Here is a 23,304-nt window from a genome sequence, read left to right as displayed (position 1 = left end):
AAAGGAAACAGGACAATGGCACAAGACGCACTTCGGCTCGCGGTACTCATCGACGCGGACAACGCCAGCGCAGCGGTTATCAAGGAGCTGCTGGAAGAGGTCGCGAAGTACGGGGGCGCGACCGTGAAGCGCGCCTACGGTGACTGGACTACGCAAAACCTGGTGGCTTGGAAGGATCACCTCCACCGCCATGCAATCCAACCGATGCAGCAGTTCGCATACACCAAGGGCAAGAACAGCACGGACAGCGCCTGCATCATCGACGCCATGGACTTGTTGTACGGAGGCAATGTAGATGGCTTCTGTCTCGTCAGCAGCGACAGCGATTTCACTCGACTTGCCACTCGCCTGCGGGAGGCCGGCAAGGTCGTTTATGGGTTCGGGGAACGTAAGACTCCAGACGCTTTCATCGCGGCTTGCGATAAGTTCGTCTTCGTTGAGGTGTTGAAACAACCTGCCTCGGGCGTAGAACCTGGGTTGTCTGTACAGGTGAAAGACGTTCCGGCCCTGCATGGTCTGCTGTCGCACGCCGTGAAAGAGACACAGCGTGACACGGGCTGGTCGTCGCTCTCAGCCGTAGGCGCCTTCATCAGCAAAAACCACGCATCCTTTGATCCGCGGAACTACGGCTTTAGCAAGCTCAGCGACCTGGTGCGCAAGCAACACCACTACTTGGAAGTCAAGGAGACCACTGATGCTGCGGGCTTCAATCACTTGCACATCAAGCTGAAGTAGTCCCGTTCGGCTGTCCCAGCCTCCTCGTACGCGCATGACTGCTACGGAAAGTCAAATCATGCAACTTGCTGGCGGCATTGGGTCGGTAGCTGCCCGCCAACACTAGCCTGCGGGAGGTCGGCATTCAGCCTGAACCTGCCGCTCGTTGATGGAAGGCAGCAAGGCAGCGGGAGCAGCCGGTGGCCGCCGGCGAGCGTATTCACGCTGATTGGTACCAAGCGGTCATCGACCTCGATGGAATTGCGCAGCGTTCTCGTCAAGTCTGACAGGTGTGTCGGTTCGACTTCTTGAGCGAACCTAGTCGTCTCGCATCACCTTGTCGAAGACGTGTGCGTGGTAGCCGCAAAGGCCACCGTTCCACTGGTCACCTTGCCCAAGCGATTCTTCACAGACTGAGCATTCCTTGTAGTCGAGTTCAGCGCCGCACCAAAGGCAATGCTGCTCATGGATGAGGAAGGTAGATCGGTCACACTCATTGCAGCCCTCGACACCGGGCTCGCCTCCATCGCGGGGGTCATAGTCGTCGGCGTCGTTGAGTGCCTTAATCATCAGCGGAGCTATCAGGTCCGAGTGGCCGCAAGCGACGCAGACGTAATCGAACGACTTGTCCTGGCTCTCAACGCTGGCCCCGTCCTCAATGTCGTCCTGGCTAGGACGGAGCAGGGAAGATCCGCATTTCTCGCACTGACACTGATCTAGCCACGGCTTCATCAACTCAGGGACGCCCGCGTCGTCCCAAGCAGCCGCGCATGTCGCCATTGTGTTGGTGAAGAACTCGTGGTGCGCGAGCATGACGGGCCATGCATTGGCCAGTACTTCGGCCGGCTGCTCGTTCAGTTGCGTCTGAATGAACTCGCGCAGCACGGGGAACAGGTCGGCCACGAAGCCCGCCACCTCGCCCAGCGTATTGGCCGGGTGCAAGTGCTCCAGGTGATTGCGGCACTCCTGCATCTTCTCGATGGCCTGCCAGTCGACATCAATATCGAACCCCTCGAAGCGCTTCTTGATGGTCGCGACATCGATGGTCGTCTTTCTGAACTTCCCAACAGGCTTCCACTCGACGCCACCGTTGCCGTCAGCTTGCGGCAAGACCTCTGGAGGGTTGAAGATCAGGGCCTGCGCATCGTCAGGATCATCGACCGAAACCGCAATCTTGTACTTGAACAGAAGCAGGATGCCTGCGAAGAGGTTCCGCACAGCTGAGAGCGCACGGGCCGGATCGCCCCCCTGCTCCTTCGCCTGCTTGGCGCGCTGGAAGTCCTCAATGCCAAGGCGGATCGAGGTCAGCGCGTTCTCCTTTAACTTCTCTGCATCCAGTTCTGCCATTGCTGTTCGTTGATTGTGAAAGTTGCCACCTCAGTTCGCTGATACCGCGTCCCGGTGGGCCTTATAAAACAGCTGCCCTAAGCGCCGCCAGATGCTCGGGATCTGAGGATTGAAGGTGATCCATGAGGTCGCCGACGGCCGCCTCGATGTCGCACATGAGATCGTTGTTCTCCGACATCCGCTCGATGTTGTTGGCGTGGCTGAAATAGTGCAGCGTCTTCAAGATCCGCTTGGCCTTTTCGCCGCCGAAAACGCGCTCGGCCCGGGTGTCGACCGGGGACATGCGGCGGTCTGGATACTTTGAATACGTGTAGAGCTCGACGAACCTGCGCACAGCGTTAGGCAGCAGCATGAGCACCTTCAAATCGGTCTTGTCGGCCGACTTGTGGAAGTCATCGAGCACATGAAAGAGGAAGTGATACTCCGAATCGTATCGGTGCATCGACTCCGGCATGTTCGACAGAGCGGACGTCTTTGGCCCCACTCGCTTGACCAAGTAGAGCGCCGCCCCGGCCTTTCCCTCCGGCTTGAGCTCGCGCAAGAGCGAGAAGAATTCAAAGTTGTGGGTCGAGAAGAAGACTTGCTTGCAACGCGTAGTCCACGGGGCGTTGGGGGCGGGCTGGTAGAAAAACGTCTCCTTGATGATCGCGGCGACTTGAAAGATGTGGTTGCTGTCAAGGCTCGAGATCGGATCGTCGATGTAGACGATGGCCTTGTCGAACTCCTTAATTTCCCGAAGCTTGGTCAGGAAGAACGAGAAGGCGATGGCTGTCTTCTCTCCTTCGCTCAGATGCCGCGCCGGCTTGCCGTCACGTCGAACAAGTTGGAACCGCTCGCCTTCCGGGGTGGGGACCACCGCGATCTGGACGCTCTCGCCGCCGAGCAGGCTCTCAATGCGCTTGTTGATCTCCTCGCGCCCAAGCTGGGCTTGGCTAATGACGGCTTTCAATCGGTCAATCTCGGTTCTCAGCTTTGCCGCGCAGCTCTCGTAGCGAAGACGACGGCGCTCGCGCCGAGCTTGATCATCCTGGAACCTATCCAAGTCCTGCGCCACCATGAATTCATGGGCGAAATGCTGCTTCAATCTGCTGATTGCCGCTTCCTTTTCTGCAGGGAAGTTGTCTTTGACCTCGTTGTGGCTCTTGAAGACAGCATTCAGCGCCGCAAGCGCCGCCTCGAGGGCTTCCGTTGCCTTGCCGTCGGATGCGTTGTAGTCAATGACCACGAACGGTGCGGCCAACTTCGAATCCAGGTTAGCGCTGAGCGCTTCGAGTTCAGCGTTGTAAATGCCGATAGTCTGTTGAACGTCCGCATTGGCTTTGACGAACTGCTCCCTGAATTGCGCGTTGAGTTCCACCTCCTTGCGCTCAGCGACCGTCAACTTCGCAACGGCCACATCCTTAACCAACTGCTCTAAGGCTCGCTTGTGGTCCTCGAGATCCTTGGAGAAGTGCTCACTGAGTGCCTTGAAGCGTTCGGCGGCCAAATCGCCTCCGCAGAATTCGCAAGCCGTTTTCCCTTGATGCAGGTTCAGGCCCGTCTGCACCCATGTCTCCAGGGGTGGGTTATCAACGAGATGAGCGATCGTGTTTGCGAGGTCGGGCTTCTTGGTTAGCAGCGTCGAAGCCCGCTTCGACAAATCCGCCAAAGACATCTTCACCTCCACCGCTGGGATAGCCGGAAGGCTCTCCTTGGCGGAAGCGTGGGCCAACTTGATGTCGGCGTCAAAGGCATCAGCGCCCAAGGCATAGTCCTTTAACCCGAGGCCGACGATCCGAAGCTCGGCATCGAGCTGAGTCGAGCCGAACGCCGCCACCAGGCCGATCGTCTTCTTGATCGTCGCTGACGTAGCTGTCTTGGCTGCGCTCAACGCTTTTGTCGCCGCTGCAGCCTCCTTGGATTGCTCAGCAGCGCCATCGGCGGCTCGCTTGTGCATCGCCTCGCATCGCTCGATCTCCTTCTGTGCAGCTTCCGATTCCGACCCGAGTAGCAGAATCGGCTTGAAATGACTGCCCGCAAAATTCAGGTTGTCAGCAATGAAGTCGGAGTTGAAGACGCGAACGACATGCGACGTCGATTTGAAGTTCGCCTCTGTGACATTGCCCGCGTCGGTCGAGATCGTGAACGTGCACTGCGGAAGCTCTGGATTGAGGGCCTTCGACTCCAACATCGCGACGAGCCGCGACAGCGTCGTCTTGCCTGAGTAGTTCCATCCGTAGATGAGGTTCTTGACTCCAAATTCGGCGGTGCCCGCGGGCGGCGTGTAGTCAGCGAATACGCCTAGCCCCTTGATGCGCTGAAAGCCCTTCAGCATGACAGTCCCCCTGAATCTTCTAGTGTCATGCAGACCGCAACAGTCCCAGTTGGCAATCGCGAAGTGTCGATTTCCACATGTCTGCACAGGCCATTTCCCGTTTGCGTCTTTCAGACTGCAACAGTTTGATGTTCGCACAGGCTAGCGGTGTCCTGTCGACGGCTCGTCGCTATCCGAGCAACGGCCCAGTGTCCGATGACGAGCGGAAGCGACCGCTCGGCCCGCCGAACGCGAATGACTCAGATCAGCCTCAATCCGACATCTCTGCCCGACTGGCAATCGCCGACGAATGCCTCTGCCCGCCCGTCCCCATAGGCGCCTCCGCTTCCGGCCTGTCCGCGCCAAGACTGGCCGAGCGCGATCAAGTCATTGATTCCTGAAGTCATGTGGGCGAGGCTCAGCCGCTCAGGACTTGAGCGTGCACTTCCCCCCGCACTTGCCCCTCTGATCAGGGGGGCAAGCCTCTTTGCTGTTACGCCTCCTGTTGTCTGCAACAACTGGTTTCCCTGAGAAGCATCTCCTTGCGGACGATGGCCAGGCTGCTTGCAAGAATCGGCCGGCTTCCAGGAGAGGGCCTTGGCGTTGCCGCAGGCCTGTCCCAGCGAAGCACACACAACGCAGCGCCTCCCCGAGCGCGCTGCCCAGCCAGTCCGGTTCTGTGAGCCCGTCCTGGCGCAGGGAGGAAAGCCATGTCATCACAAGCGCTGAGCGAAGCCAGCGGCGCGCTGCTGCAATTCATCCGGGGCCAACGCCAGAACGCGCGGCTGCTGCAGCTGCACTTCCCGCGGGAGGACGGGCCGGACGCGCTGATGGTGGCCAACCGCCTGGACGCCACCGAGGGCCTGTCCCGCGACTTCCACTTCGTGGTGGAGGTGCTGTCGGACCAGCCGGACATCGCGCTGAAGGACGTGCTGGGCAAGATGGTGAGCATCGAGCTGCTGCGGGACGACGGCAGCGCGCGCTTCTTCAACGGCCATGTCTTCGAATTCCGCTTCGTCAAGAACGAGGGCGGCTTCGCGTACTACGACATGGTGCTCCTGCCCTGGCTCGCCTTCCTGCGCCTGACGCGCAACAACCGGCTCTTCCACTTCAAGACGGTGGAGCAGCAGACCGCGCAGCTGCTGGGCGAATGCCCGCACGCCGACTGGCGCAGCCAGCAGCTGGGCAGCGACCCGGTGATGACGGACGCCTGCCAGTTCGACGAGAGCAACTACAACTACCTGCACCGCCGCTGGGAGGCCCTGGGCTGGCACTACTGGTACGAGCACAGCAAGGCCGGCCACACGCTCGTGATCAGCGGTGACTCGACAGCCTGCGAGCCCCTGGACGGCGGCGCGGCCGTGCCTTGGAAGGGTGACGCCGGCGTGCGCGAGCCCGGCGTGCAAGGCCTGACCCCCGTGCGCAATGTGGCCAGCACGTCCTTCAGCGCGTCCAGCTTCGACTTCAAGCGCCCGCGCCCGCAGATGGCGGACACGCCCACGCTGAACCAGCAGGGGGACATCCCCCCGCTCGAGGTCTACGAGTACGCCGGTGCCTACGGCTATGCCGACGCCGGCGCGGGCCGCGACTACGTGCGCCGCCGCATGGAAGAGATCGAGGCCGCGGCCAAGCACTTCGTGGCCGTGTCCGACTACCGCGGCATGCAGCCCGGCCGCTACTTCCAGCTCACCGGCCACGTGATGAGCGAGAGCTTCGGCCTGGTGGACGACGGCGACGACACCAGCTTCCTCGTGCTGGAGGTGCGCCACAGCGCGAGCAACAACTTCGAGACCCAGCAGGGTCAGGTCTCGCACTACCAGGCCCAGCTGAGCTGCCTGCGCAAGAAGGTGCCCTGGCGCCCGGGGCGCAGCCACAACTCCATCGAGCCCAAGATCTACGGCCTGCAGACCGCCATCGTGGTGGGCCCCGCGGGCGAGGAGATCCACACCGACGAATACGGCCGCGTGCGCGTGCAGTTCCACTGGGACCGCGAGGGCACGTTTGACGACAAGAGCAGCGCCTGGGTGCGCGTGGCCTCGACCTGGGCGGGCAGCAACTTCGGCTTCGTGGCGATCCCGCGCATCGGGCAGGAGGTGCTGGTGCAGTTCCTGGACGGCAGCCCGGACCGCCCGCTGATCACGGGTCGCGTCTACAACCAGGACAATATGCCGCCCTGGGAGCTGCCGGCCAACAAGACGCAGACCGGCATGCTCAGCCGCTCCAGCAAGGGCGGCGGCTACGAGAACGCCAACGCCATCCGCTTCGAGGACAAGAAGGGCCAGGAAGAGGTCTGGCTGCACGCCGAGAAGGACCAGCGCATCGAGGTCGAGCACGACGAGAGCCACTGGGTGGGCCACGACCGCAGCAAGACCATCGACCACGACGAGACGGTGCACGTCAAGCACGACCGCACCGAGACCGTGGACCACGACGAGACGATCACGGTGCACAACGACCGCAAGGAGCGGGTGGACCACAACGAGACGATCAGCGTGGGAGACAACCGCACGGAGGACGTGGGGCAGAACGAGACCATCACCGTCGGGCAGAACCAGACGGTGAGCATTGGGTCGAATCGCAGTGTGACGATCGGCGGCATGAAGACCGAGACGATCACGCTGGCGAAGGCGGAGACGATCGGGCTGGCCAAGGCGCTGACGGTGGGTGGGGCCTACCAGACGACCGTGGGTGGGCTGATGAACACCACCGTGGCGCTGCAGCAGATGGAGCAGGTGGGGCTGAGCAAGACCAGTGATGTGGGCCAGCAATACAAGATCACCGCTGGCGAGGAGCTGTCCATCACGGTGGGCAAGGCCGAGTTGGTGATGAAGGCCGACGGAACTGTGCTGATCAACGGCACGCGATTCAACTTCTCCGCCAGCGGTCCGGTTGCCATCAACGGCAAAGACGTGGACATCAACTGAGCCACGTCATGGAATTCGAGAACCAGACGCCCTTCCCGGCGTTGGCATTCCAGGGCATCGACCAGCACCAGCAAGGCTTTCATGTGGTGGTGCTGAGGCAGACGCTGAGCTGGCAGCGCGCAGGGATGCTTGAGTTTGCCGACGAGCAGGAAGCGCTGTGCGAGGAGGATGAACACCTCGCGCCCGAGGACGGCGGCGCCGTGGTGCAGGAGTCGGACCTGTGCCATTTCAAGCCCCGCTGCGACGTCATCGTCAAAGGCCTGGCCTATCCACCTGCAGACGAGGCGTCACGCATGAGCAGCTTCCCTGTGCGCCTGACACTGAGCAAGCCGGCCGCCGAGTTGGTACTGCCACCCCGGCCCCGAGGACTCAATCCCTTCATGGCGCCCAGCCCCGAAGCCCTGCGCGACTGGGAACGTGCCTGCGAGGCCGCCCGGGCGCGCACGCCTGAAGGCGAGAAGCTGGTGAGCAAGTCCCTTCTCGTGCATGGACCTCGCGCCTTCGTTCGCCCTCGCGCGCCAGTACGCCTGGTGGGCGCCTTGCTGCGCGTGGGCTCATTGGGGCTGCTACGTTGGCCTCGCTGGCGGCTGGTGTCGAGCGCTGCGACCACGCCCGTTCCCTTGGACCTGGGACAGTCCTGGGGAGGACTCAACCGCATCCTGGCGGGCACGCCGGCAGCGAGATCATTGAAGCAACGTGGCACCCGCGCCAGTGGCGCGCCCGGCTCCGCCTCCCAAGTGCTGCGCGTCGAGGCCTGTGCCGCGAATCCCGCGGGCAAGGGCTTTGCACGATCGTGGTTTGTCAGGGCCGAGCGGCTCAGCCGGATCGCAGCACCCCGCCTGGAAAGTCCCTCACGGCCGGTAAGTGCCCGGGACCTGGAACGCGTGATGCACGGCAACAAGGGCGATGGTTCTGAGCTTGTTGCCGGCTTGGGCGTGCGGCCCAAGGGGCATCCCGAGCGGGCGAAGCTGGCCGGCACCGTTGACGAGCGCTTTGCAGCCAGCGAAGAGGTGCTGCCGCAGGACTTCGACTTTGCCGTGTGGAACGCCGCATGGCCGGATCAGCAGACCGAGCACCTGGCAGGGGATGAGCGCCTGGAGCTGCTCAACCTCTGCCCGACCGACCAGCCCGCAGCGGACGCCCTGGCCCAGGGCACGCGCTTGCGCCTTGCGCTGCCTGGGCACCAGATCGCCCTGACGGTGCGCATGGCGTCCGGGGAACTGTTCTACCACCAGGCCAGCCTGGACACACTCGTCGTCGACACCGAGAAGTGCACGGTGTCGCTGGTCTGGCGTGCCATCCTGGCCAAGGACGAGGAGGACCCGATCCGCAAGGTCGAGGCCCGTAGCTACGCCCCCGCCCAGTGGCAGCAGCTGATGCGGGACACCCAGGCCTGGCGCGAGTTCCTGGCGTCGGCGCCGGACGGCGAAGCTGAACGGGAGGTCCTCCATGGCTAGCATGCTGGGCGCTCGCAAGGACACGGTGATCAAGGCGGTGTCCACCGCACCGTCCTTCAACAAGACGCCGGTGGGGAGTTCGACGCCGCCCTTGCCCTATCCCACGGTGGCGGCGCTGGACAACAGCACGGCCACCGTGCCGAGCGTGCGTCTCAATGGCAAGCCGGCGTATGTGCTGAACCAGACCACGCAGCCCACTTGCAAGGGCGACAGCCCGGGCGTGGCCAAGGGCGTCAAGAGCGGCACCGTCAGCGGTGAAGTCAAGCCGGGCAAGGGTTCCACGACGGTCAAGGTGGGCGGCAAGCCGGTGATCCGGGCAGGGGATCCGTGCACGATGAACGGGGGCAACAATCCGGGCGTCTATGTCGCGGTGGCGGCCACGGCTGGCGTGGTTCCCAAGCTGTCCGGCACGACGGGCTCGGCCACGCGGGCGCAGACGTCGGAGGAGCACAGCTTCTGGGAGGATGCGCTGCAGTCCGCCAAGGCCAAGGCCAGGGAACTGGCGCAGGACTACAAGGACAAGCTGTCAGCCCCGCTTCACCAGTTCGCGGGCGATGCGATGGACACCGGAGGCACGATTGCCACGGCGGGCGGCGGCACCATGGCCGTGGGCGGGGGCATGGTGGCTTCGGGCATTCTGGCGGCGCCGGGGGGACTGATGGTCGCCGGTGGCGGGGCCACGGCCGCGGTCGGCGGCGGCGTGTCGGCCGTGGGCGGCGCGGCGGAGACGGGCGCCACTGCGCTGGATGCCGCGGCGGAGTTCGTGCTGACGGGCAAGACGCCGGATGCCATGGCACTGGGGATGGCCTATGCCGAGCGGATGGTCATGTCCAAGCTGGACAAGATCACGCGGCTGCTGCCGGGGAAGAAGCGCAAGGCGAAGGATCAGGGGAAGAAAGAGGAGTCCGGGAAGAAGGGCAAGCCGGAATCACCCAGCGGGGGCGGGGACGGGTTTCATGTGCAGGGGAGTGGCTCCGGCGGAGACGCGGGCTGCGGCATCAAACCGTACAAGGACCAGAAGTGCCCCGCCGGCCAGCAAGCTCACCACATCGTTCCTGACTACGCGCTGCGGTATGGATCCCGCGGCAAGGGCGCGAAGGGTCAGGACCGGATCCCGGGCATGCCCAGCCTGGCTGACGGTCCCTCTATCTGCCTGAGCGGAGGGTCCAAGGCCGTGGGCAGTGAGCACAACCAGGCCCACGAGGGGACAGACCCGCGCGTGGCCGCAGCCGGCAAGCGAACTGACAATGGCCCGCTGGGCACAGCGCCGTTGAGCGAGATCCTGGACATTTCCGTTGAGGAGGTCTCCAAGGTCAAGCCTCATTGCGGCGACGAGGTCAAGAACAAGGTCGATGAGGCCTTCAAGGGTGTGGATCGGTCCCAGTATGGCCGAACGACGCAGCAGCCGCCGTCGAAGGACAGTCAGGCGCGGGCGACGCTGGAGCGAGGCGACACACATAAGGCTGGCCGCAAGACGCGCGGTCGGTAGGTAGGGATTTTGAAATGAAGCCAGTCACCACTTTTCGGACCGGTAGGGCGATGACGTCCGACTACATCGCCCTATCTGGCGCTATGGACAACTTGTCGTCCCACTACCCTTACACAAGAGTGGTTCTCTACGACGAGCAAGGAGAGCATCTCTGGTCGTTTTTCGAAGAGGACTACGTCGTAGTTGCAATTGCGGTATGGAGACGTTCGACTGATGGACTCAGGTACTTCGCAGCACTTTCAGATGAAGGCAACTTGGTGCTGACGGATGACGATGAGAATCTTGAAAAAATCCCCGGCGCGGGCGTGAACTCTCCCGATGCAACTGGCTGGGGGTACATGAGCGATCTGCGGCAGATCGGCGAGCACCTCTACGCCTGCGGCGGCGCCGGACAGGTCTACAAGCGGGTGGCGCCGAACCAGTGGGAGCACATGGACCAGGGCTTGCTGCAGGCACCAGATGTCTCGGAGCGCATCCTCCCCCGGGCCATCCATGGCCCCGATGAATCGGACATCTACCTGGTGGGCTGCCTGTCGGCCAGTGGGCTGCCGCCCCTCGTGTATCACTGGGACGGCTCGCGATGGCTGCGGCTGCCTCTGCCCGAAGTGGCCGAGCGCATCACCAACATTCACGTCGAATCCAAGGACCGCATCTGGCTGTGCGGCTCCAACGGCACACTGCTGCTGGGCAATGCGCGGGACGGCTTCCGCAGCCTCTCCACGGTGGATGACAACCAGCTCTTCCTGAGCGTGACGCTCTTCGAGGGCCGGGCCTACCTGGGATCGAACCTGGGGCTGTTCGTGTACGACCCGGCCGATGCAGCCGCAGGGATCCGGCCGGTGGTGACCGGCCTGGTGCCGGAGCTGCAGGACGCCAACATCGTGGACAGCGTGGAGGGGGTGCTGTGGTCCATCGGGCCCAAGGACATCGCGCGCTTTGACGGGCAGTCGTGGACCCGCATCCACCATCCAGACAATCCGCCCATTGGCGGACCCATCGCTGGCGCCACCCCGTGACGGCACTTCAGCAAGGCTTGAACGCGGAACAGGCGGATGCGCTCTGTCATGCCGTGTGGCGGCGTGGCGTGGCTGCCCTTCTGGGCTTGTGCTGCCACGCCTTGGGGCAGGAAGCGCACGTCCTGATGCCGGAGCCACCGACGTCGGTTCACCATGAGCATCTCGGCCTGAGTCTGCAGCTGGTGCACCCGCATGCGGGAGAGGTCGCCGTGGGAGACGTGGATCGGTGGCTGATCCGCAGCCTCCAGTGGAGGGCTGACGTTGTGAGCGGGCTCTGGACGCATGCGCTGCCCTTTGGACTGGATCCTGCCAACGAGACGCCCGCATCGGCCGCACAGAAGCTGCAGGTGGGAGGCCTGGGCCTGGATCCAGCTGCAGTCGCCGCAGGGGATCGCCGGCAGACGTTCTTCCTGGAGGAGGGCTTGGTGCTGGAGCTGCTGTGGCGCGAGTGTCTGGCTGGGCTGGAGCAGGTGCGCGCTGTGCGGCTGGGGAGTGAACTGCTGGTGTGAATCGGCAGCAGGGGCTTGGGTCTTGCGCGACCAGGGAGAGAGCTGGGGCGCTTGCCCATTGATTGGATTGCCGGCGGTGGGATGGCCCGACTGGCCGGTGTGCGGCAAATGCGCGATGGGCAGCAATGCAGCGTTTGCAGTCCTACCTAGAAGCAGCCCGTACTGCCGCTTATGACCAGGACCGGTAGCTCACGTCGGTCAGCTTGCCGGGCGGTAATCTAGCTGCCCGACTGCCACGCTCCGGCCATTAAAGCCGCGGGCACCTTTTCTGAGCTGCATCTATTCGGCATCGGCGCCGTCCCATTCGCCGATGTCATTGGGCTCTTCATCGTCCCAGCTGCCGAAGGGCCTGATCAAGCCGGCTTTGTAGAGCCCCGCTTCATAGGTGCGCGTCTTCAGACCCTCCAAGGCACTCCGCATGCCGATCACGGTACAGCTGATGTGCAGCTTGCCCCCGTCCCCACGCTTTAACGTCTTGACCTGCACGAGGCTGCCGATGTCTTGCGCACCGCGCAGCCAGCCGGTCCACGCCGAATTGGAGGTTGCTTCTCGGCGGTCGAAGTCGAAGGTGATCTCCACGCGGTTGGCTGATCGCCGGGCGCGGACAGCCTGCATGCTCGCTGGCGCTTGCGGAATGTCTTCGAAAATGTGGCGACCCTGAACATAGACAAGGTCGCCCGGCAGCATGGCTGCCCTCAAGGGACCACGATCCAGATCGTCGGAAATGTTCCTGACTGCCGTACGGCTTAGCAGTTCATAGAGCATCGCCTTGGCGTACCGATAGAGTGCCATGCAATGCGAGCCGTCGTAGATATAGCCGCCGTCTGGCGCTGTCGCAGTTATGTCGCCATCCTCGTTGCACACGCCAGCACGCTCGGCTTGTACTCGCCCCGGCAAGCTGGCGAGATCAACACCGTTTGCACGCGCAAGCTCGGCCAAACGCAGGTGATTGAAGTAGTTCCACTGATCAGACTGCAGCTGAGTGCCCATCTGGATCGCTTGTGCGTCGTCTCGCCCAGCCTGTTCTTCCCAACGCCGCTTGAAGTCGCGCAGCCGAGCCGCCGTCAGTGAGATCTGTAGGTCGTGCGTCGAGTGGGCTTCACCGTGGTGCTCGGCGCACAACACGGCCAGGTTCCCCGCCGTGTGGTCACGAGTCTTCGCCCAAGGCTCGATATGGTGCACGATGACTGGCCGACCTGGGGTTCGGCAGACACAGCAGGCCCAACGGTTTGCATACAGCACCTGATTCAGGATGTTGGACGGGATCGCGGGCCTGGCCCCTGCGCGCAGATTTCTCATGACCGCCTCGGAAATGCCCAGTGCGCTCAGTTCTGCATCCTTCGCGGTTTTGAGCTTGGCAGCAGTCCAACCACGAGCGCGCAAGTGAGCGGCCTGGTCGCTTGGCATGCCGCGCGCGATCAGCGCTATCTCGATCCGGTTTCCATTCATGCGTAGAACTATATGAGAGTCGATGTGCGCTGCCCCCCCTCCAGCCCTACCAAAGCACTATGGCCGCAAGCCGAGGCAGAAATGAGCGGCCGGTTCCGGCGGCCACCGACACTAGCCGTTGTGAAGCGAATGACTGACCCCATCCTAGTCCGGCCCGTCCTGAAGCGGCAAACTTGAACCGGCACGGGTAGTCAAGTCGACCGGAATTTGCACCTAACAAAGCGCAATGGGTCTAAGCCTCATGTCTACATCCGCGATGTGTTGGAGTGACTTACCGGCCATATGGGCACTAGCATTGCCGAGCTGCTGCAACGGCAGAGACACAGCAGTGCTGCGACACTTGGCTGATGAGCACCAAGTTCCAGCGCGCCAAGCCCCAATTCGCTTACCAACTGCGCATCGAGCTGCAGCACATCGAGCCACTGATCTGGCGGCGCATCCTCGTGCCCGACACCGTCAAACTCGCCAAGTTGGACCGCCTCGTCCAGGCGGCCATGGGCTGGACCAACAGCCACCTGCACGAATGGCAGATCGAGCAGCGACGCTATGGCATGCCCAATGACGACTGGGGCAGCAGTGACGTCCTTGACGAGCGCAAGTTCACCGTCGGTGCTGTGCTCGGCGAGCAGGTCAGCGAGTTCCTCTACAGCTACGACTTCGGCGATGGCTGGGATCACCGCATCACGGTCGAGGAGCGGCTACCGATCCAGGACGGCCACAACGACTGGGCCATGTGCCTGGCTGGCGAGAACGCCTGCCCGCCGGAGGATGTGGGCGGGCCGCCGGGCTACATGGACTTCCTTGAGGCCATGCACAACACGCGGCATGAGCAGCATTCGGACTATTGGCGTTGGTGGGGCGGGCCCTTCGACGCCAGGGCCTTCAGCATCAATGCCGCCAATATGGCGATCCGCAAGCTTCGTTGAGCCTAGCGAAGTCATGAGGGGCTGGCTGGACGTTCGTCTTGAGCATACGGATCACCCGCTCGACCAGGCCGTTCGGGCGATCTAGCGAACGCGACTCTTTCGGAATGAGCCTTGCCTATCCGCGGGTGCGCGATGCATCAGCCCTGATCAAATGAGCATGTCGGTGGGCGCACGGGCCCACCGACCGCCATCAATCGCGCAACTTCACCCCTTTGAAGCAGTTGTGATGCTTGGTCCTATCGTGGGCATAGCCCTTGTCGGCCATAGCCGAACGGAACTTCTGGACCGCCATGGGTTGCACGCCGTTCAACTTGCAGAGCTTCCGGTAAGACTCGTATCCGAGACTGGATTGCAAGCGCGCATCGGCGTCAACGATGCAACTCTCGTCGATCCAGGCCTTCACCGAGTCCCCGGCACCCCTCGCGCGCTGGGTCGCCCTCTCCACCACCTTGCAATTGCCGAGCCCTTCACTGGCATAGGTCTTGGCACCTTCGACCAGCCAGTTCAAGATGCCCGACGCTTCCTCTTGAAGAGCGTTCTCAAAGCCTTCAACCCTCGATTCAACCGTTCCTTCGAAGGGAAGCAACCGGTACCGCTCCCACATGGCGTCGTCCTGGGCAGGAACGTCAGGCAAGTGGTTAGCCGAAATCCAGAACTTGCCGATCGCGGTGAACTGCACTTGCTCGCCAAAGTTGGGGCGGGCGGTCAGCAGATCATTGCCCGCGACTTGCTTCATGAACGCGGTATCGAAGCGATGCCGCTCTTCGCCTTCGCTGCACTGGAACATGCGCCCGCCATGCAGGGCCATGATGGCCGGCGTGGGACCGTTGGGATTGCCGGAGTACGCCTTGCTCAGCAAGTTCGGCGACACCGCCGTGATGAAGTCCCCCAAGACCGCCATGAGGATGCGAAACAGCGTGCCTTTGCCGTTGCGCGTGCGGCCAAAGACCACGAAGAACACGTGCTCGTTCGCATGGCCGAAGAGCGTATACCCGAGGGCACGCTGCAAGAACCTCGCATAGAGCTTGCGTTCGCGGGTCACAAAACGGATGAACGCCTCGAAGCGCGGGCAAGGCGCGGCAGGGTCGTACGCGGTCGGTGCGCGGCGGATCAGCCGATCCTGCGGCAGCCCCGGGCGAAACGTCCCAGTGCGCAAGTCGATCACGCCATTGGCAACGGCGAGCAAGTACTGCGAGGTGTCGAATTCAGTGCGATGAATGTTGAGAGCAGGCTTGTCGGCCGCATCGCTCAGCAGACGACGCACACCGCTGGGGTTGGCGAATCGCTTGACGAGTTGCTGGACGACCGGGTTGCCGGAGCCCTTGGCTTCACGGCTCAGGGCCTCAACAACGGTCTGCGCACCGGCATTGACTCGAGCATCGTCAATGAGCCAGGTCGGCTGCTCGAACACCATCCACTTCTTGCAGGTCGGGTCGTAACAGAGCTTGTCGCTGATCCGCCTGGAAAACTCTTCCACCAAGCCAAACTCGTCGGTGGGCAAGGACTCGGGCTCGGTATGCTGCCACCCATGCTCACGGGCCATGGCGAACAACGTGGACTTCGAAACACCACCGCCACGCCGGAAGCTCTTCCAGTTCTTGATTTGATCTGCCTCGTCAAATTTGCTCGACTTGCGGCTCCAGTCCGTCCACAGCTTCAGGCCCTCCTGATTCGGCAGCGCGTCGTGGATCGCCATTCCCAGATTCAGCCAGGTCGGGCGATCATCCGCGACCGGAATGGCGGAAAGGGCATGACGGACTTCTTCGACGACGTCCATATTGGGTTGCACCGAGGACTTGTCTTTCGTGGCAACTTCTTGAGGCACGCTGTCCAACTTCAGCTCGAAGGACTCAACAAGTTCCGCAACAGTCAGCGGCTTGGCCGCCTTGTCAATGTGCCGCAACTTGACAAGCACAGGTTTGGTCTTGAAGTGCAGCGTGCCGGGAACCCGCATGACGCGCGCCACGTCGACGACGCTGGCGTCAGTATTGAATCGTTGTGCCAACGCCTTTTGTACGGCCGTGAACTCCTCGACTCGCATGTCCTTGACCTTCCAGTACGCGTGATAGCGCTTGCGGGAGGATTGGACGATGGCGTGGGGCTGCGGATTCAATGCCTGGATGTCCCCATAAGTCATGGTCCCATCGATGTCGATGAACACGGCGTTGACCGCGGTGGCGCTCTCATTGTTTCGGGCATTGCCGGTCAGCGTATTGACGGTCATGAAGATGCCTGCGCCCTTCCTATTGGCAGCCAGCAGTGCAGCGCGATGCTTGCGCAGGATGCCGAAAGCATTGCGCGGCTTTTCCTTGGTCACGCCCTTGCGTTCCGGCAACGTCAGGAACCAGGTCGGGGCATTGCCATGGAGCCAACGCTTGAAGTTCAGCATCTGCTCGCTGTCAGGATCAGGACTATTGTTTGTCAGGGTCTTGGTCTTGCTCATGGGAGTACGAAAGTAAAAGTATGAAGTGCTGGGCGCGCCCCCCTCGACAGGTGGAAGAGGTGGAGGAGGTTTTGGTGTGGTGTGCGGTGAAGTCTTTCTTTTTGTTCTTAGAACCAGAGAAAGAAGAGCACCTGCAGCACCAAGTCTTCGACTTGCCTTCCACCCCCTCCACCGGTCGAGGGGGGGATGCGCGATCAGCCTTGCTAGGTGTTGGATAAGGTCATCGCTCAGGCCTCACGCTTGGCTCATGCTTCATGACCCCACACCGGCGGCTCACCTGAGTGGTGATTGGCGGGTGGTATGGGATTTAAGCCGTCAGCGTGGCGGCCCTTTCGTCAAGCCTGCGGGCGGCTTTGCAGCCAGGCGACGATGCTGGATTGAAACCAGCCGACCGTATTCGGCCCGAGGCGGATGCCTTTCGGAGCCAGGCCTTGCTTGACGTAACGCAGCCAAGTGCTTTGCGCACAACCAGTCAATTCCAGGACCTTAGGGAGACGCAAGACCGGATCGAGGAGCGCTGCAGCTTGGGCCGTGACCGGATGCTCGGCATTGCACAGGTTCACCGGCGTGAGCTGGCGGCTGACCACCGGCTTGGCCGGTGCCTTGCGGCGCACAGGCACGCTACGAGAAGGAGCCGGCAGATGCTGACTGGAAGCCAGCGACCGCTGCGGAGGAGGCAAAAAGATGGAACTCATAGGCATTCACGGAAGTTGTTGAAAAGGGCTCGCGAGTGCCTTCATGATCCCGCCAAGGGCCTGCCAAGTCTTGGCAGATGCAGGTGCAGGGAATGTTCCAAAGCGCCAATCCGCCGCGAGCCGTGGAACTTAGGGCCTTGTCCAATCTTCCAACGTGCGCCCAGCCGGCGGCAGCCCGATCAATTCAACATAGACGACTACCCCATGCAGCGGTGCATGGGGTAGCTGGCCATGTGCCATTTGGCCAGGTCCCCCAATGCTCACTGCGTCAGCAGACCGCCGTACAAGGTCGAGAAGCTCTTGCCATGCCCCACCCCTTGCAACAGAGTGCCCACCGACGCCTTGCCGTTCTTCGCTATCCATGCCGCCACCTCCGCCCTCGCCTGGCAATAGGTCGGCGTGAACTTCGCCGGATTTCCTGTGTACGCCACCCATGTGGATTCGAGGTCCAGGGTGCGCAAGTCGGCAACGCCCTTGGCAGACACACCACTGCAATCCGGCTCGCCGCCGATATAGGTTGCCAGCCCCTCGTCAAACCATGCTGGCACGTGCTGCGCCCCGATTCGAGCATTCACCTCGACATGGGACAGTTCGTGCGACAGCACTGCCTGATTCCGATTCCAGGTCGCCGAGGTCAGCACCACGGTCATGCGTGGAGTGACGTACTGCCCCGCATAAGTGTTCGGCGGCAGCGTGGTGTTGCGGTGGCTGGGGCCCGCAAAATAGTCAGCGCATGGATTGCTGTCGCAAACCACCAGGTCAGACAGAGCGGCTACCAGGCTGCCGTATGCGGCCTTGTTGGCATCCCTCGCGGAGGTCATCAGGGCCACGAGGCCGGGGTACAGGTTCTTTGGCACGACAGGGTCAATGAAGACGTTGCCACACGCCGCGACCAACTTGCTCCCACCGTAGGCTGGCGCTTCGTTGGTGGTGGCCGTTGGGCAGTCGAGTGGCCTGACGGTGAAGCTGCCGAGGGTCACATTGGATGCGAAGGCATTGCCCGCCATGTCCTTCGTGCCAGGACCATTCAAGGTGGCCGTGCACTGCGCGCTGGCCACCAGTCCGGGAGCGGTCGGCGTGAATGTCGCCACTGCCCCGGCGATCACTGTTTTGCCGGGGACGGCTGCGCCATCGCAGCGCAGCTGAATGTCGGCAGAGGACAGCGCCTCGCTGGCCGAGAAGCTCACCGTGGCGGCATAGGCCACGCCGGTCGCGCCAGGCGTTGGCGTGATCTGAGCATTCGCCGCTAGCGTTGGCGGCGTTGTGTCCACAGGTACGGTCGCCGGCGCACCGCTCCCCCCTCCCCCGCCGCCTCCACCACAGCCAGCCAACGCGGCTGCGAAGGCCATGGCTGCGGCCAGCCCGTAGGGGTGCGAACTGGATTTCGCGTTCTTCATCTTGTTCTCTCCTGAGTCGCCAGGTCAAACGGCAAATCGCCCCCTCTGCCTGGCGCAGCGAGGGCAAGAGTTCCGGGATTGCTGCGGACAAGTGCAGCGAAAGGTCAGGCCTACGTCGGCCGATCGATGGCGCTGGGCCCTATCAGCAGGACCATGTGGGGCTCCCTTGCGTTGACCAAGGGCGCCAAGGTCAAGCCATGAGAGGCCACGACGTTCAGGTTCAGGAGGCCCATCGAGCGCAAGCGCATCACGACGCGCCTGTAGCCCGCGAGACCCAGGTGTGCTGACGGGAAGACCACGGCAGGCCCCAAGGCCGTTCGATCGGCAGGTAGGCCGAGCTCATTGAACAGGTCATCCAAGCCTTGCAGGTCCGCGGTGAGGCACATCGCCGGCGCCAATGGGGTTCCCAGTGCGGCCTTGACTTCCTCGGCGGCCACACACTCGACAAGTCCCGGCGCTCCGAGCTGGGTCAAGCCTGCATGCAACTGCGCCGCGCCAAGTTCGGACGGCCCCTGTGCGGGTCTGACAAAGCCAAGAGAGCAGCTCAATGAGGCCCAATCTGCTGGCCGATCCGCCACCGCAGCCCAAACGCCCATGCGATGAATTCCTTGCCGCGTGAGCAGGGAATGAAGTTGCTCTACCTGTTCCCGGACCTCATCACAGAACTCGGGCAGTCCCATCACGATGTCGGCAAAGGCTGGGGGTCGCTGGTGGATGACGTCAGCTGCCGCGGCAGCCCATTCCTTGCCCTCTATCGCTTGGATGTGACAGCGGGCACCAACATATCGGGCAGACTCGGAACGAATCTGCCGTCGGACCGCTTCGCCAGGTGCGATCAGGACGAGCACGCAAACACTGCGCTCGCGCTCGGCGCAGGCGCCTCCTGTCGGGTCCGGATATTCCAGCTCCGATTCAACGATGAACAGCTCCACCCCACCCGCGAGAGGTGGCAGCGGATCCGGGCAAAGCCTGGCTATCGCACTGCGGGACACGACGACTCACCTGCCCCGTTGCAAGGTTGCACTGAAGCCGCAAGCGGCACCATGGAAGGCGTTGCAGCCTTCCCCTTCGACCAGCTCAATGGTCTGCCCGACGCGCTTGGCTACGGCCTGGCAGGACAGATTCCCGTCGATGGCCTTGATATGCAATTCCGTGCCCACCACCTGAGCACTACCGACGGCAGCTCCGCCGCACCCACCGCCGGCCTGCCCGGTCGAAGTGCTCAGACTGACCGGGTAGCTCCCGTCTGCTTTGGCGGTACCAACTTCCAGACCGACGTCACCATCGCCTCGGCCGACGTAGCGTCCAGTCCATCCCTGAGCCGCGGCACCATCACTTACCAATGGGCGAGACGGCGCCCCTCGGGAGAGTCGGACCTGGCACGAGCGCAGGCGCAATCCGGAGAGTCCATCAAACAGATCCTTGATCTCTCCAGCCCCGGTCAGTACGCCATCCGTAGAGGCGCCTGACAAGGTCAACCTCACAGGATTCGCCTTGCCCGAGGTGGCATCGTTACCCAGCGAGAACGTCCGCTCTGCCTCGTTCACCCGCCCGATCAACTCATTGATGCCGTAGCGCCCTGCGAGAGGCACATGGAGCAGCCCATCGCGGAACTCACCGGCGACCTGCTCGGTGAACGCCTCGGGCCCCGCATCGGTCGAACGCACACTTGCGGAGCACGCGAGTTCGCCAGACCAGGTGCCGCTCCAACGCTGCTGGCTGACGGTCTGGTCAATGGCATACCGCACCATCATCTGGATCCCGCCGACATCCTCCACGGCAAGGACGAACCTGCTCTTGTCGTCCACCGTCCGCTGGGTTGAGTACTGGATCAGCTGCTCGAACTGCTTGCCGTTTGCCAGGGAGAGGCCCAGCTTGGCGCGACAAGTCTGCTTTTGAGCGTCACGTTGATAGCCCTCAGACACGACCTCCGTCAAATCGATCTTGGTTGCTCTGCGGCTAGCCTCCACCAGCGGGTCCGGACTGCTCTCGCCAAGCAGCAGGTCCCTCATCGTCGCAGTCACTTCCGCATCTGCACAACCGGGCGGCTTTGCACCGCAGCCAGAGAGCAGGATCAACGCAAGCGCACCAATGGCCGCTGCGGCATTCACTTTCATCAGTTTCATAAGGATCCTCCTATTTAAAGGGCTTCAAACACCGTGGATTCAAACGCATCGCCTGCTGACGATGCCGGCAATGCCAAAGGCTGCCAATGACCGGTCAGGTCTTCCTCTTCGTCTTGTCTTCGCCAGGAATATTCGGATGGCGCGGATCGACTGCGGCCTGTCGCAGGAGGCACTCGCTCACCTGGCCGGCCTGGACCGCGCATTCGTGGGAACGCTGGAGCGAGGCACCCGAAACATCAGCATCGACAACATCGAGCGCCTAGCAGTCGTGGTGGGCATTCCAGCCCATGAACTGCTTGACCCTCAGTTGGCTGAGAACCGTGGGTACGACCCTACGTTGACCCGCGCACCCCGCACCGCCCGCCCCTACCCCACGGCGCGGAAGAAGAACTCCGCACCGGCAAAGAAGGCCCATCGCTGATTGCTGAGCAAGCTCTGCGGCCCCTCACCTGCGGATCAAAACCACCCACCGTTAGCTCCGCCTGAGCCGGCTCCACAGATCCACTACTGGACGAGCGCGATCACGTTCCGGTTCTTTGTAGTCACGGAAACGCGGATCCACTGATCACCCGAGGCTGGCCATCACGCCACCACGCGCGGGCCTTTTCGAGCGTTTCACGGCGGGGCCACTCAACGAAGCCATCAGCGTGGCCATGGTTGGATCGAACCACTCTATGCGCTGATACTTGGGCAGCAGGCCCAAGGTACGCAGCGTTGCGTATACCCGCTCACCAAAGGGAGCCAGGTCCACATCCGGGTCATCCCATTCTTCCCACGCATGCAAGGCAACGGGCGGACCTTCTTCGCGATGGTGGGCCAGACTTGCGACGGCAATAAGCCAGGTATCGGCGAGGTGTTCGAGCTTGCCGGGATCACCGCCGTCGTCAACCCGACGCCCCCATACGCTGACCAGCAGCTGATCGCCCATGACATGCAACTGGGCAGAAGGCTCCAGCACGGACATGCCCATGAACTCGATTGGCAAGCCCTGGCCATCGACCACGACGCTTGCCAGGTTCTGCTCGCGGCAAAGCGATGCCAGAACGCGCAGGCGGTCAACAAGTCGCTTGGTGAGCTTGATGGCCAGGAACTGTGGATCGGGGCAAGGGGCGGCAAAGCCAGGGGTGGCCAATTCAAAGAACACGATTGGCGTAAGGGCCATGGCAGGGACTCCCCTCAGCTTTGCCGGCTTGCTCGCTTCTTGGTCTCGGCTCTGTCCGTACCGTGCTCTCCGAAGAGCTCGGCCAGCTTGGTCCACGACAGCTTCTTTCCGTAGGAGACCCCGGAGCGATACCAGACTGCGGCGCCGCTTGAGATGCGAAGCTCGCCCAGCTTTTGCCCGTCCTGAACGACTTCGAAGACAAAGTCGGTCTTGCCGAGGGTGAGTGCGGGCGTAGTGACAGTGACCGCATGAACCGGCATTTGATACCCCTTTTTGTTGAAATTTTCTGCAGGGTACCAAAAGCATCATTTATTGGCGAGTGACTCCTGTGCGGCATGGTGACTCCTAGTCAATCAACTGGCCTGCACATCGATGGCATCCAGCCCGTTCACAACCAGCACGCTGGTGATGTGAGCCTGCTTCAAGCCTCCAGCGATGTCTCGATAGCTGTAGAGCTTCCGGCCTTTCGCAGGTTGACGCTCCTTGCTCAGGTCCAGCCAGGCATTGGCAAAGCCGCCCCGCGGCTCGCACTTCGAAGGATCGAGACATAGCAAGGCACTCGGTTGCCCGGCACGCATCTCGCAGCCAACGGCCACACTCCAATGCGATATCGACGGTCCGTCGAGGCCGAGCAGCGGCACGCCCCCAGCCTCGATGGCGTCCAGGCAGACGCGGTAAGCCTTCTGCACTGAGCCCGGTCGATAGGTTCGCGTCCGGACGTTCTTCAGCTCAGCCGCACAGCCTTGCAGGTCGCGGGGGGACGCCCCGTCAAAGTACAGGCGCTTCGCCTTCTGAAAGAACGCATGCCACTGCCCACGCGTGACCTCGGACAATTTCTCCAACTGCGCACGAGGTACCCCCGTTGTCAGAGAAACGGCGACAAGCAAGGCATGCACGCCGCAAGCGCCATCGAGTGGGCTTTGCTGCAGGTGCAGAGGTGTCCATTGCCGACGCTTGCCGCTGCGAGATTCGTACTGCAGCTGCCCCTCAGCACGAAGGTTGGGCACGTAGACCTGGGTGATCGTCATCGGACCTTCTCCTGCGCACCGCCCCGCCGCAGCGACTCTGCCGAGTACTGCCCCACATCCTCAAAGCCCGCATCCTTCATTCGGCGCTTGATGATCTGGGAGAGCCAGGCGGAGTCCAAACGAGCCTCAGGCATGGGGTCACATCCGCGGTCGAAGCGGCAGAACAGCGGGCCAGTGGATTGACGCCTGTCCAGGTGGTCCAGCCATGTTGGCGCCGACTGAAATTTGACCCACCCGTGAGGGCCCTGCCGATCCAAATTTGACCCAGGTGTTCAACCTACCCTGCCCGAGATATCCACAGCTGGGCGGGGGTGTGAGGAGTGATCACC

At 62.5% G+C, this 23,304-nt stretch carries 20 protein-coding genes; 9 read left to right on the top strand and 11 right to left on the bottom strand.

Annotated features, from left to right (window positions below; all coding sequences use genetic code 11):
- Positions 1-15 precede the first annotated feature (15 nt).
- The gene (locus ABDJ40_RS23395; protein WP_347613366.1) at positions 16-735 is read left to right on the top strand and encodes an NYN domain-containing protein; all 720 of its coding nucleotides are present in this window, start codon (positions 16-18) and stop codon (positions 733-735) included.
- A gap of 297 nt (positions 736-1,032) precedes the next feature.
- Here ABDJ40_RS23395 and ABDJ40_RS23390 read toward each other — a convergent pair whose 3' ends face one another.
- Together ABDJ40_RS23390 and ABDJ40_RS23385 are read right to left on the bottom strand one after the other, a co-directional pair.
- A complete protein-coding gene (locus ABDJ40_RS23390; RefSeq protein WP_347613364.1) occupies positions 1,033-2,061 on the bottom strand; it encodes a hypothetical protein in 1,029 nt (342 codons plus the stop codon).
- Between the two features lie 61 nt (positions 2,062-2,122).
- Positions 2,123-4,375 (bottom strand): AAA family ATPase, encoded by a 2,253-nt coding sequence (locus ABDJ40_RS23385; protein ID WP_347613361.1) that lies wholly within the window; start codon positions 4,373-4,375, stop codon positions 2,123-2,125.
- A gap of 77 nt (positions 4,376-4,452) precedes the next feature.
- Here ABDJ40_RS23385 and ABDJ40_RS23380 point away from each other — a divergent pair, with 77 nt between their 5' ends.
- The 6 genes from ABDJ40_RS23380 to ABDJ40_RS23355 all read left to right on the top strand — a co-directional run bounded on the left by ABDJ40_RS23380 (position 4,453) and on the right by ABDJ40_RS23355 (position 11,749).
- Positions 4,453-4,755: a hypothetical protein gene (locus ABDJ40_RS23380; protein WP_347613359.1), complete on the top strand. Its 303-nt coding sequence runs from the start codon at positions 4,453-4,455 to the stop codon at positions 4,753-4,755.
- Positions 4,756-5,064: 309 nt separating this feature from the next.
- Entirely contained in the window at positions 5,065-7,278 is a 2,214-nt protein-coding gene (locus ABDJ40_RS23375; RefSeq protein WP_347613357.1) for a type VI secretion system Vgr family protein, read from the top strand.
- Between the two features lie 8 nt (positions 7,279-7,286).
- Positions 7,287-8,735: a DUF2169 family type VI secretion system accessory protein gene (locus tag ABDJ40_RS23370; RefSeq protein WP_347613355.1), complete on the top strand. Its 1,449-nt coding sequence runs from the start codon at positions 7,287-7,289 to the stop codon at positions 8,733-8,735.
- Positions 8,728-10,224, top strand: coding sequence for a DUF4150 domain-containing protein (locus tag ABDJ40_RS23365; RefSeq protein WP_347613353.1), 1,497 nt, complete (start codon positions 8,728-8,730; stop codon positions 10,222-10,224). The genes ABDJ40_RS23370 and ABDJ40_RS23365 overlap by 8 nt, the downstream gene beginning before the upstream one ends.
- Before the next feature lie 338 nt (positions 10,225-10,562).
- Positions 10,563-11,240: a hypothetical protein gene (locus ABDJ40_RS23360; protein ID WP_347613350.1), complete on the top strand. Its 678-nt coding sequence runs from the start codon at positions 10,563-10,565 to the stop codon at positions 11,238-11,240.
- Between the two features lie 17 nt (positions 11,241-11,257).
- Positions 11,258-11,749 (top strand): hypothetical protein, encoded by a 492-nt coding sequence (locus tag ABDJ40_RS23355; RefSeq protein ID WP_347613348.1) that lies wholly within the window; start codon positions 11,258-11,260, stop codon positions 11,747-11,749.
- 279 nt (positions 11,750-12,028) lie between these two features.
- Here the strand turns inward: ABDJ40_RS23355 and ABDJ40_RS23350 are convergent, their stop codons facing one another.
- Complete coding sequence (locus ABDJ40_RS23350) at positions 12,029-13,198, bottom strand: HNH endonuclease signature motif containing protein (RefSeq protein ID WP_347613346.1); 1,170 nt, start codon at positions 13,196-13,198, stop codon at positions 12,029-12,031.
- A gap of 347 nt (positions 13,199-13,545) precedes the next feature.
- On the opposite strand from ABDJ40_RS23350, the gene ABDJ40_RS23345 reads away from it, so the two are divergent.
- The gene (locus ABDJ40_RS23345) at positions 13,546-14,124 is read left to right on the top strand and encodes a plasmid pRiA4b ORF-3 family protein (RefSeq protein ID WP_347613343.1); all 579 of its coding nucleotides are present in this window, start codon (positions 13,546-13,548) and stop codon (positions 14,122-14,124) included.
- Positions 14,125-14,314: 190 nt separating this feature from the next.
- Here ABDJ40_RS23345 and ABDJ40_RS23340 read toward each other — a convergent pair whose 3' ends face one another.
- The 5 genes from ABDJ40_RS23340 to ABDJ40_RS23320 all read right to left on the bottom strand — a co-directional run bounded on the left by ABDJ40_RS23340 (position 14,315) and on the right by ABDJ40_RS23320 (position 20,785).
- Positions 14,315-16,567, bottom strand: a complete 2,253-nt coding sequence (locus ABDJ40_RS23340; protein ID WP_347613341.1) for a phage/plasmid primase, P4 family — start codon at positions 16,565-16,567, stop codon at positions 14,315-14,317.
- Positions 16,568-16,902: 335 nt separating this feature from the next.
- A complete protein-coding gene (locus ABDJ40_RS23335) occupies positions 16,903-17,262 on the bottom strand; it encodes a helix-turn-helix transcriptional regulator (protein WP_347613340.1) in 360 nt (119 codons plus the stop codon).
- A 260-nt stretch (positions 17,263-17,522) separates the two neighbouring features.
- Positions 17,523-18,659 carry an Ig-like domain-containing domain gene (locus ABDJ40_RS23330; protein WP_347613338.1) on the bottom strand — a complete coding sequence of 379 codons (1,137 nt, stop codon included), beginning with the start codon at positions 18,657-18,659 and terminating at the stop codon, positions 17,523-17,525.
- Between the two features lie 110 nt (positions 18,660-18,769).
- Entirely contained in the window at positions 18,770-19,591 is an 822-nt protein-coding gene (locus ABDJ40_RS23325; protein WP_347613336.1) for a hypothetical protein, read from the bottom strand.
- Positions 19,592-19,657: 66 nt separating this feature from the next.
- Positions 19,658-20,785, bottom strand: a complete 1,128-nt coding sequence (locus ABDJ40_RS23320; RefSeq protein ID WP_347613333.1) for a hypothetical protein — start codon at positions 20,783-20,785, stop codon at positions 19,658-19,660.
- Between ABDJ40_RS23320 and ABDJ40_RS23315 the strand changes: the two genes are divergently transcribed.
- Positions 20,751-21,206: a helix-turn-helix domain-containing protein gene (locus ABDJ40_RS23315; RefSeq protein WP_347613330.1), complete on the top strand. Its 456-nt coding sequence runs from the start codon at positions 20,751-20,753 to the stop codon at positions 21,204-21,206. The genes ABDJ40_RS23320 and ABDJ40_RS23315 overlap by 35 nt on opposite strands.
- A gap of 144 nt (positions 21,207-21,350) precedes the next feature.
- Here the strand turns inward: ABDJ40_RS23315 and ABDJ40_RS23310 are convergent, their stop codons facing one another.
- The 3 genes from ABDJ40_RS23310 to ABDJ40_RS23300 form a co-directional block, all read right to left on the bottom strand.
- The gene (locus tag ABDJ40_RS23310; protein WP_347613328.1) at positions 21,351-21,947 is read right to left on the bottom strand and encodes a hypothetical protein; all 597 of its coding nucleotides are present in this window, start codon (positions 21,945-21,947) and stop codon (positions 21,351-21,353) included.
- A 14-nt stretch (positions 21,948-21,961) separates the two neighbouring features.
- Entirely contained in the window at positions 21,962-22,207 is a 246-nt protein-coding gene (locus tag ABDJ40_RS23305; RefSeq protein WP_347613325.1) for a hypothetical protein, read from the bottom strand.
- Between the two features lie 93 nt (positions 22,208-22,300).
- Positions 22,301-22,975 carry a hypothetical protein gene (locus ABDJ40_RS23300; protein ID WP_347613323.1) on the bottom strand — a complete coding sequence of 225 codons (675 nt, stop codon included), beginning with the start codon at positions 22,973-22,975 and terminating at the stop codon, positions 22,301-22,303.
- Positions 22,976-23,304 lie beyond the last annotated feature (329 nt).

Source organism: Roseateles flavus (assembly GCF_039872765.1).
In the GTDB taxonomy this organism is placed as follows: Bacteria; Pseudomonadota; Gammaproteobacteria; order Burkholderiales; family Burkholderiaceae_C; genus Roseateles_B; species Roseateles_B flavus.
This window is presented reverse-complemented; position numbering and strand designations above follow the sequence as displayed.

Coding starts and splice junctions, on each gene's coding strand:
- ABDJ40_RS23395 (WP_347613366.1), top strand. CDS start 16: ATGGCACAAGACGCACTTCGGCTCGCGGTACTCATCGACGCGGACAAC.
- ABDJ40_RS23390 (WP_347613364.1), bottom strand. CDS start 2,061: ATGGCAGAACTGGATGCAGAGAAGTTAAAGGAGAACGCGCTGACCTCG.
- ABDJ40_RS23385 (WP_347613361.1), bottom strand. CDS start 4,375: ATGCTGAAGGGCTTTCAGCGCATCAAGGGGCTAGGCGTATTCGCTGAC.
- ABDJ40_RS23380 (WP_347613359.1), top strand. CDS start 4,453: ATGTCTGCACAGGCCATTTCCCGTTTGCGTCTTTCAGACTGCAACAGT.
- ABDJ40_RS23375 (WP_347613357.1), top strand. CDS start 5,065: ATGTCATCACAAGCGCTGAGCGAAGCCAGCGGCGCGCTGCTGCAATTC.
- ABDJ40_RS23370 (WP_347613355.1), top strand. CDS start 7,287: ATGGAATTCGAGAACCAGACGCCCTTCCCGGCGTTGGCATTCCAGGGC.
- ABDJ40_RS23365 (WP_347613353.1), top strand. CDS start 8,728: ATGGCTAGCATGCTGGGCGCTCGCAAGGACACGGTGATCAAGGCGGTG.
- ABDJ40_RS23360 (WP_347613350.1), top strand. CDS start 10,563: ATGAGCGATCTGCGGCAGATCGGCGAGCACCTCTACGCCTGCGGCGGC.
- ABDJ40_RS23350 (WP_347613346.1), bottom strand. CDS start 13,198: ATGAATGGAAACCGGATCGAGATAGCGCTGATCGCGCGCGGCATGCCA.
- ABDJ40_RS23345 (WP_347613343.1), top strand. CDS start 13,546: ATGAGCACCAAGTTCCAGCGCGCCAAGCCCCAATTCGCTTACCAACTG.
- ABDJ40_RS23340 (WP_347613341.1), bottom strand. CDS start 16,567: ATGAGCAAGACCAAGACCCTGACAAACAATAGTCCTGATCCTGACAGC.
- ABDJ40_RS23335 (WP_347613340.1), bottom strand. CDS start 17,262: ATGAGTTCCATCTTTTTGCCTCCTCCGCAGCGGTCGCTGGCTTCCAGT.
- ABDJ40_RS23330 (WP_347613338.1), bottom strand. CDS start 18,659: ATGAAGAACGCGAAATCCAGTTCGCACCCCTACGGGCTGGCCGCAGCC.
- ABDJ40_RS23315 (WP_347613330.1), top strand. CDS start 20,751: ATGGCCGCTGCGGCATTCACTTTCATCAGTTTCATAAGGATCCTCCTA.
- ABDJ40_RS23320 (WP_347613333.1), bottom strand. CDS start 20,785: ATGAAACTGATGAAAGTGAATGCCGCAGCGGCCATTGGTGCGCTTGCG.
- ABDJ40_RS23310 (WP_347613328.1), bottom strand. CDS start 21,947: ATGGCCCTTACGCCAATCGTGTTCTTTGAATTGGCCACCCCTGGCTTT.
- ABDJ40_RS23305 (WP_347613325.1), bottom strand. CDS start 22,207: ATGCCGGTTCATGCGGTCACTGTCACTACGCCCGCACTCACCCTCGGC.
- ABDJ40_RS23300 (WP_347613323.1), bottom strand. CDS start 22,975: ATGACGATCACCCAGGTCTACGTGCCCAACCTTCGTGCTGAGGGGCAG.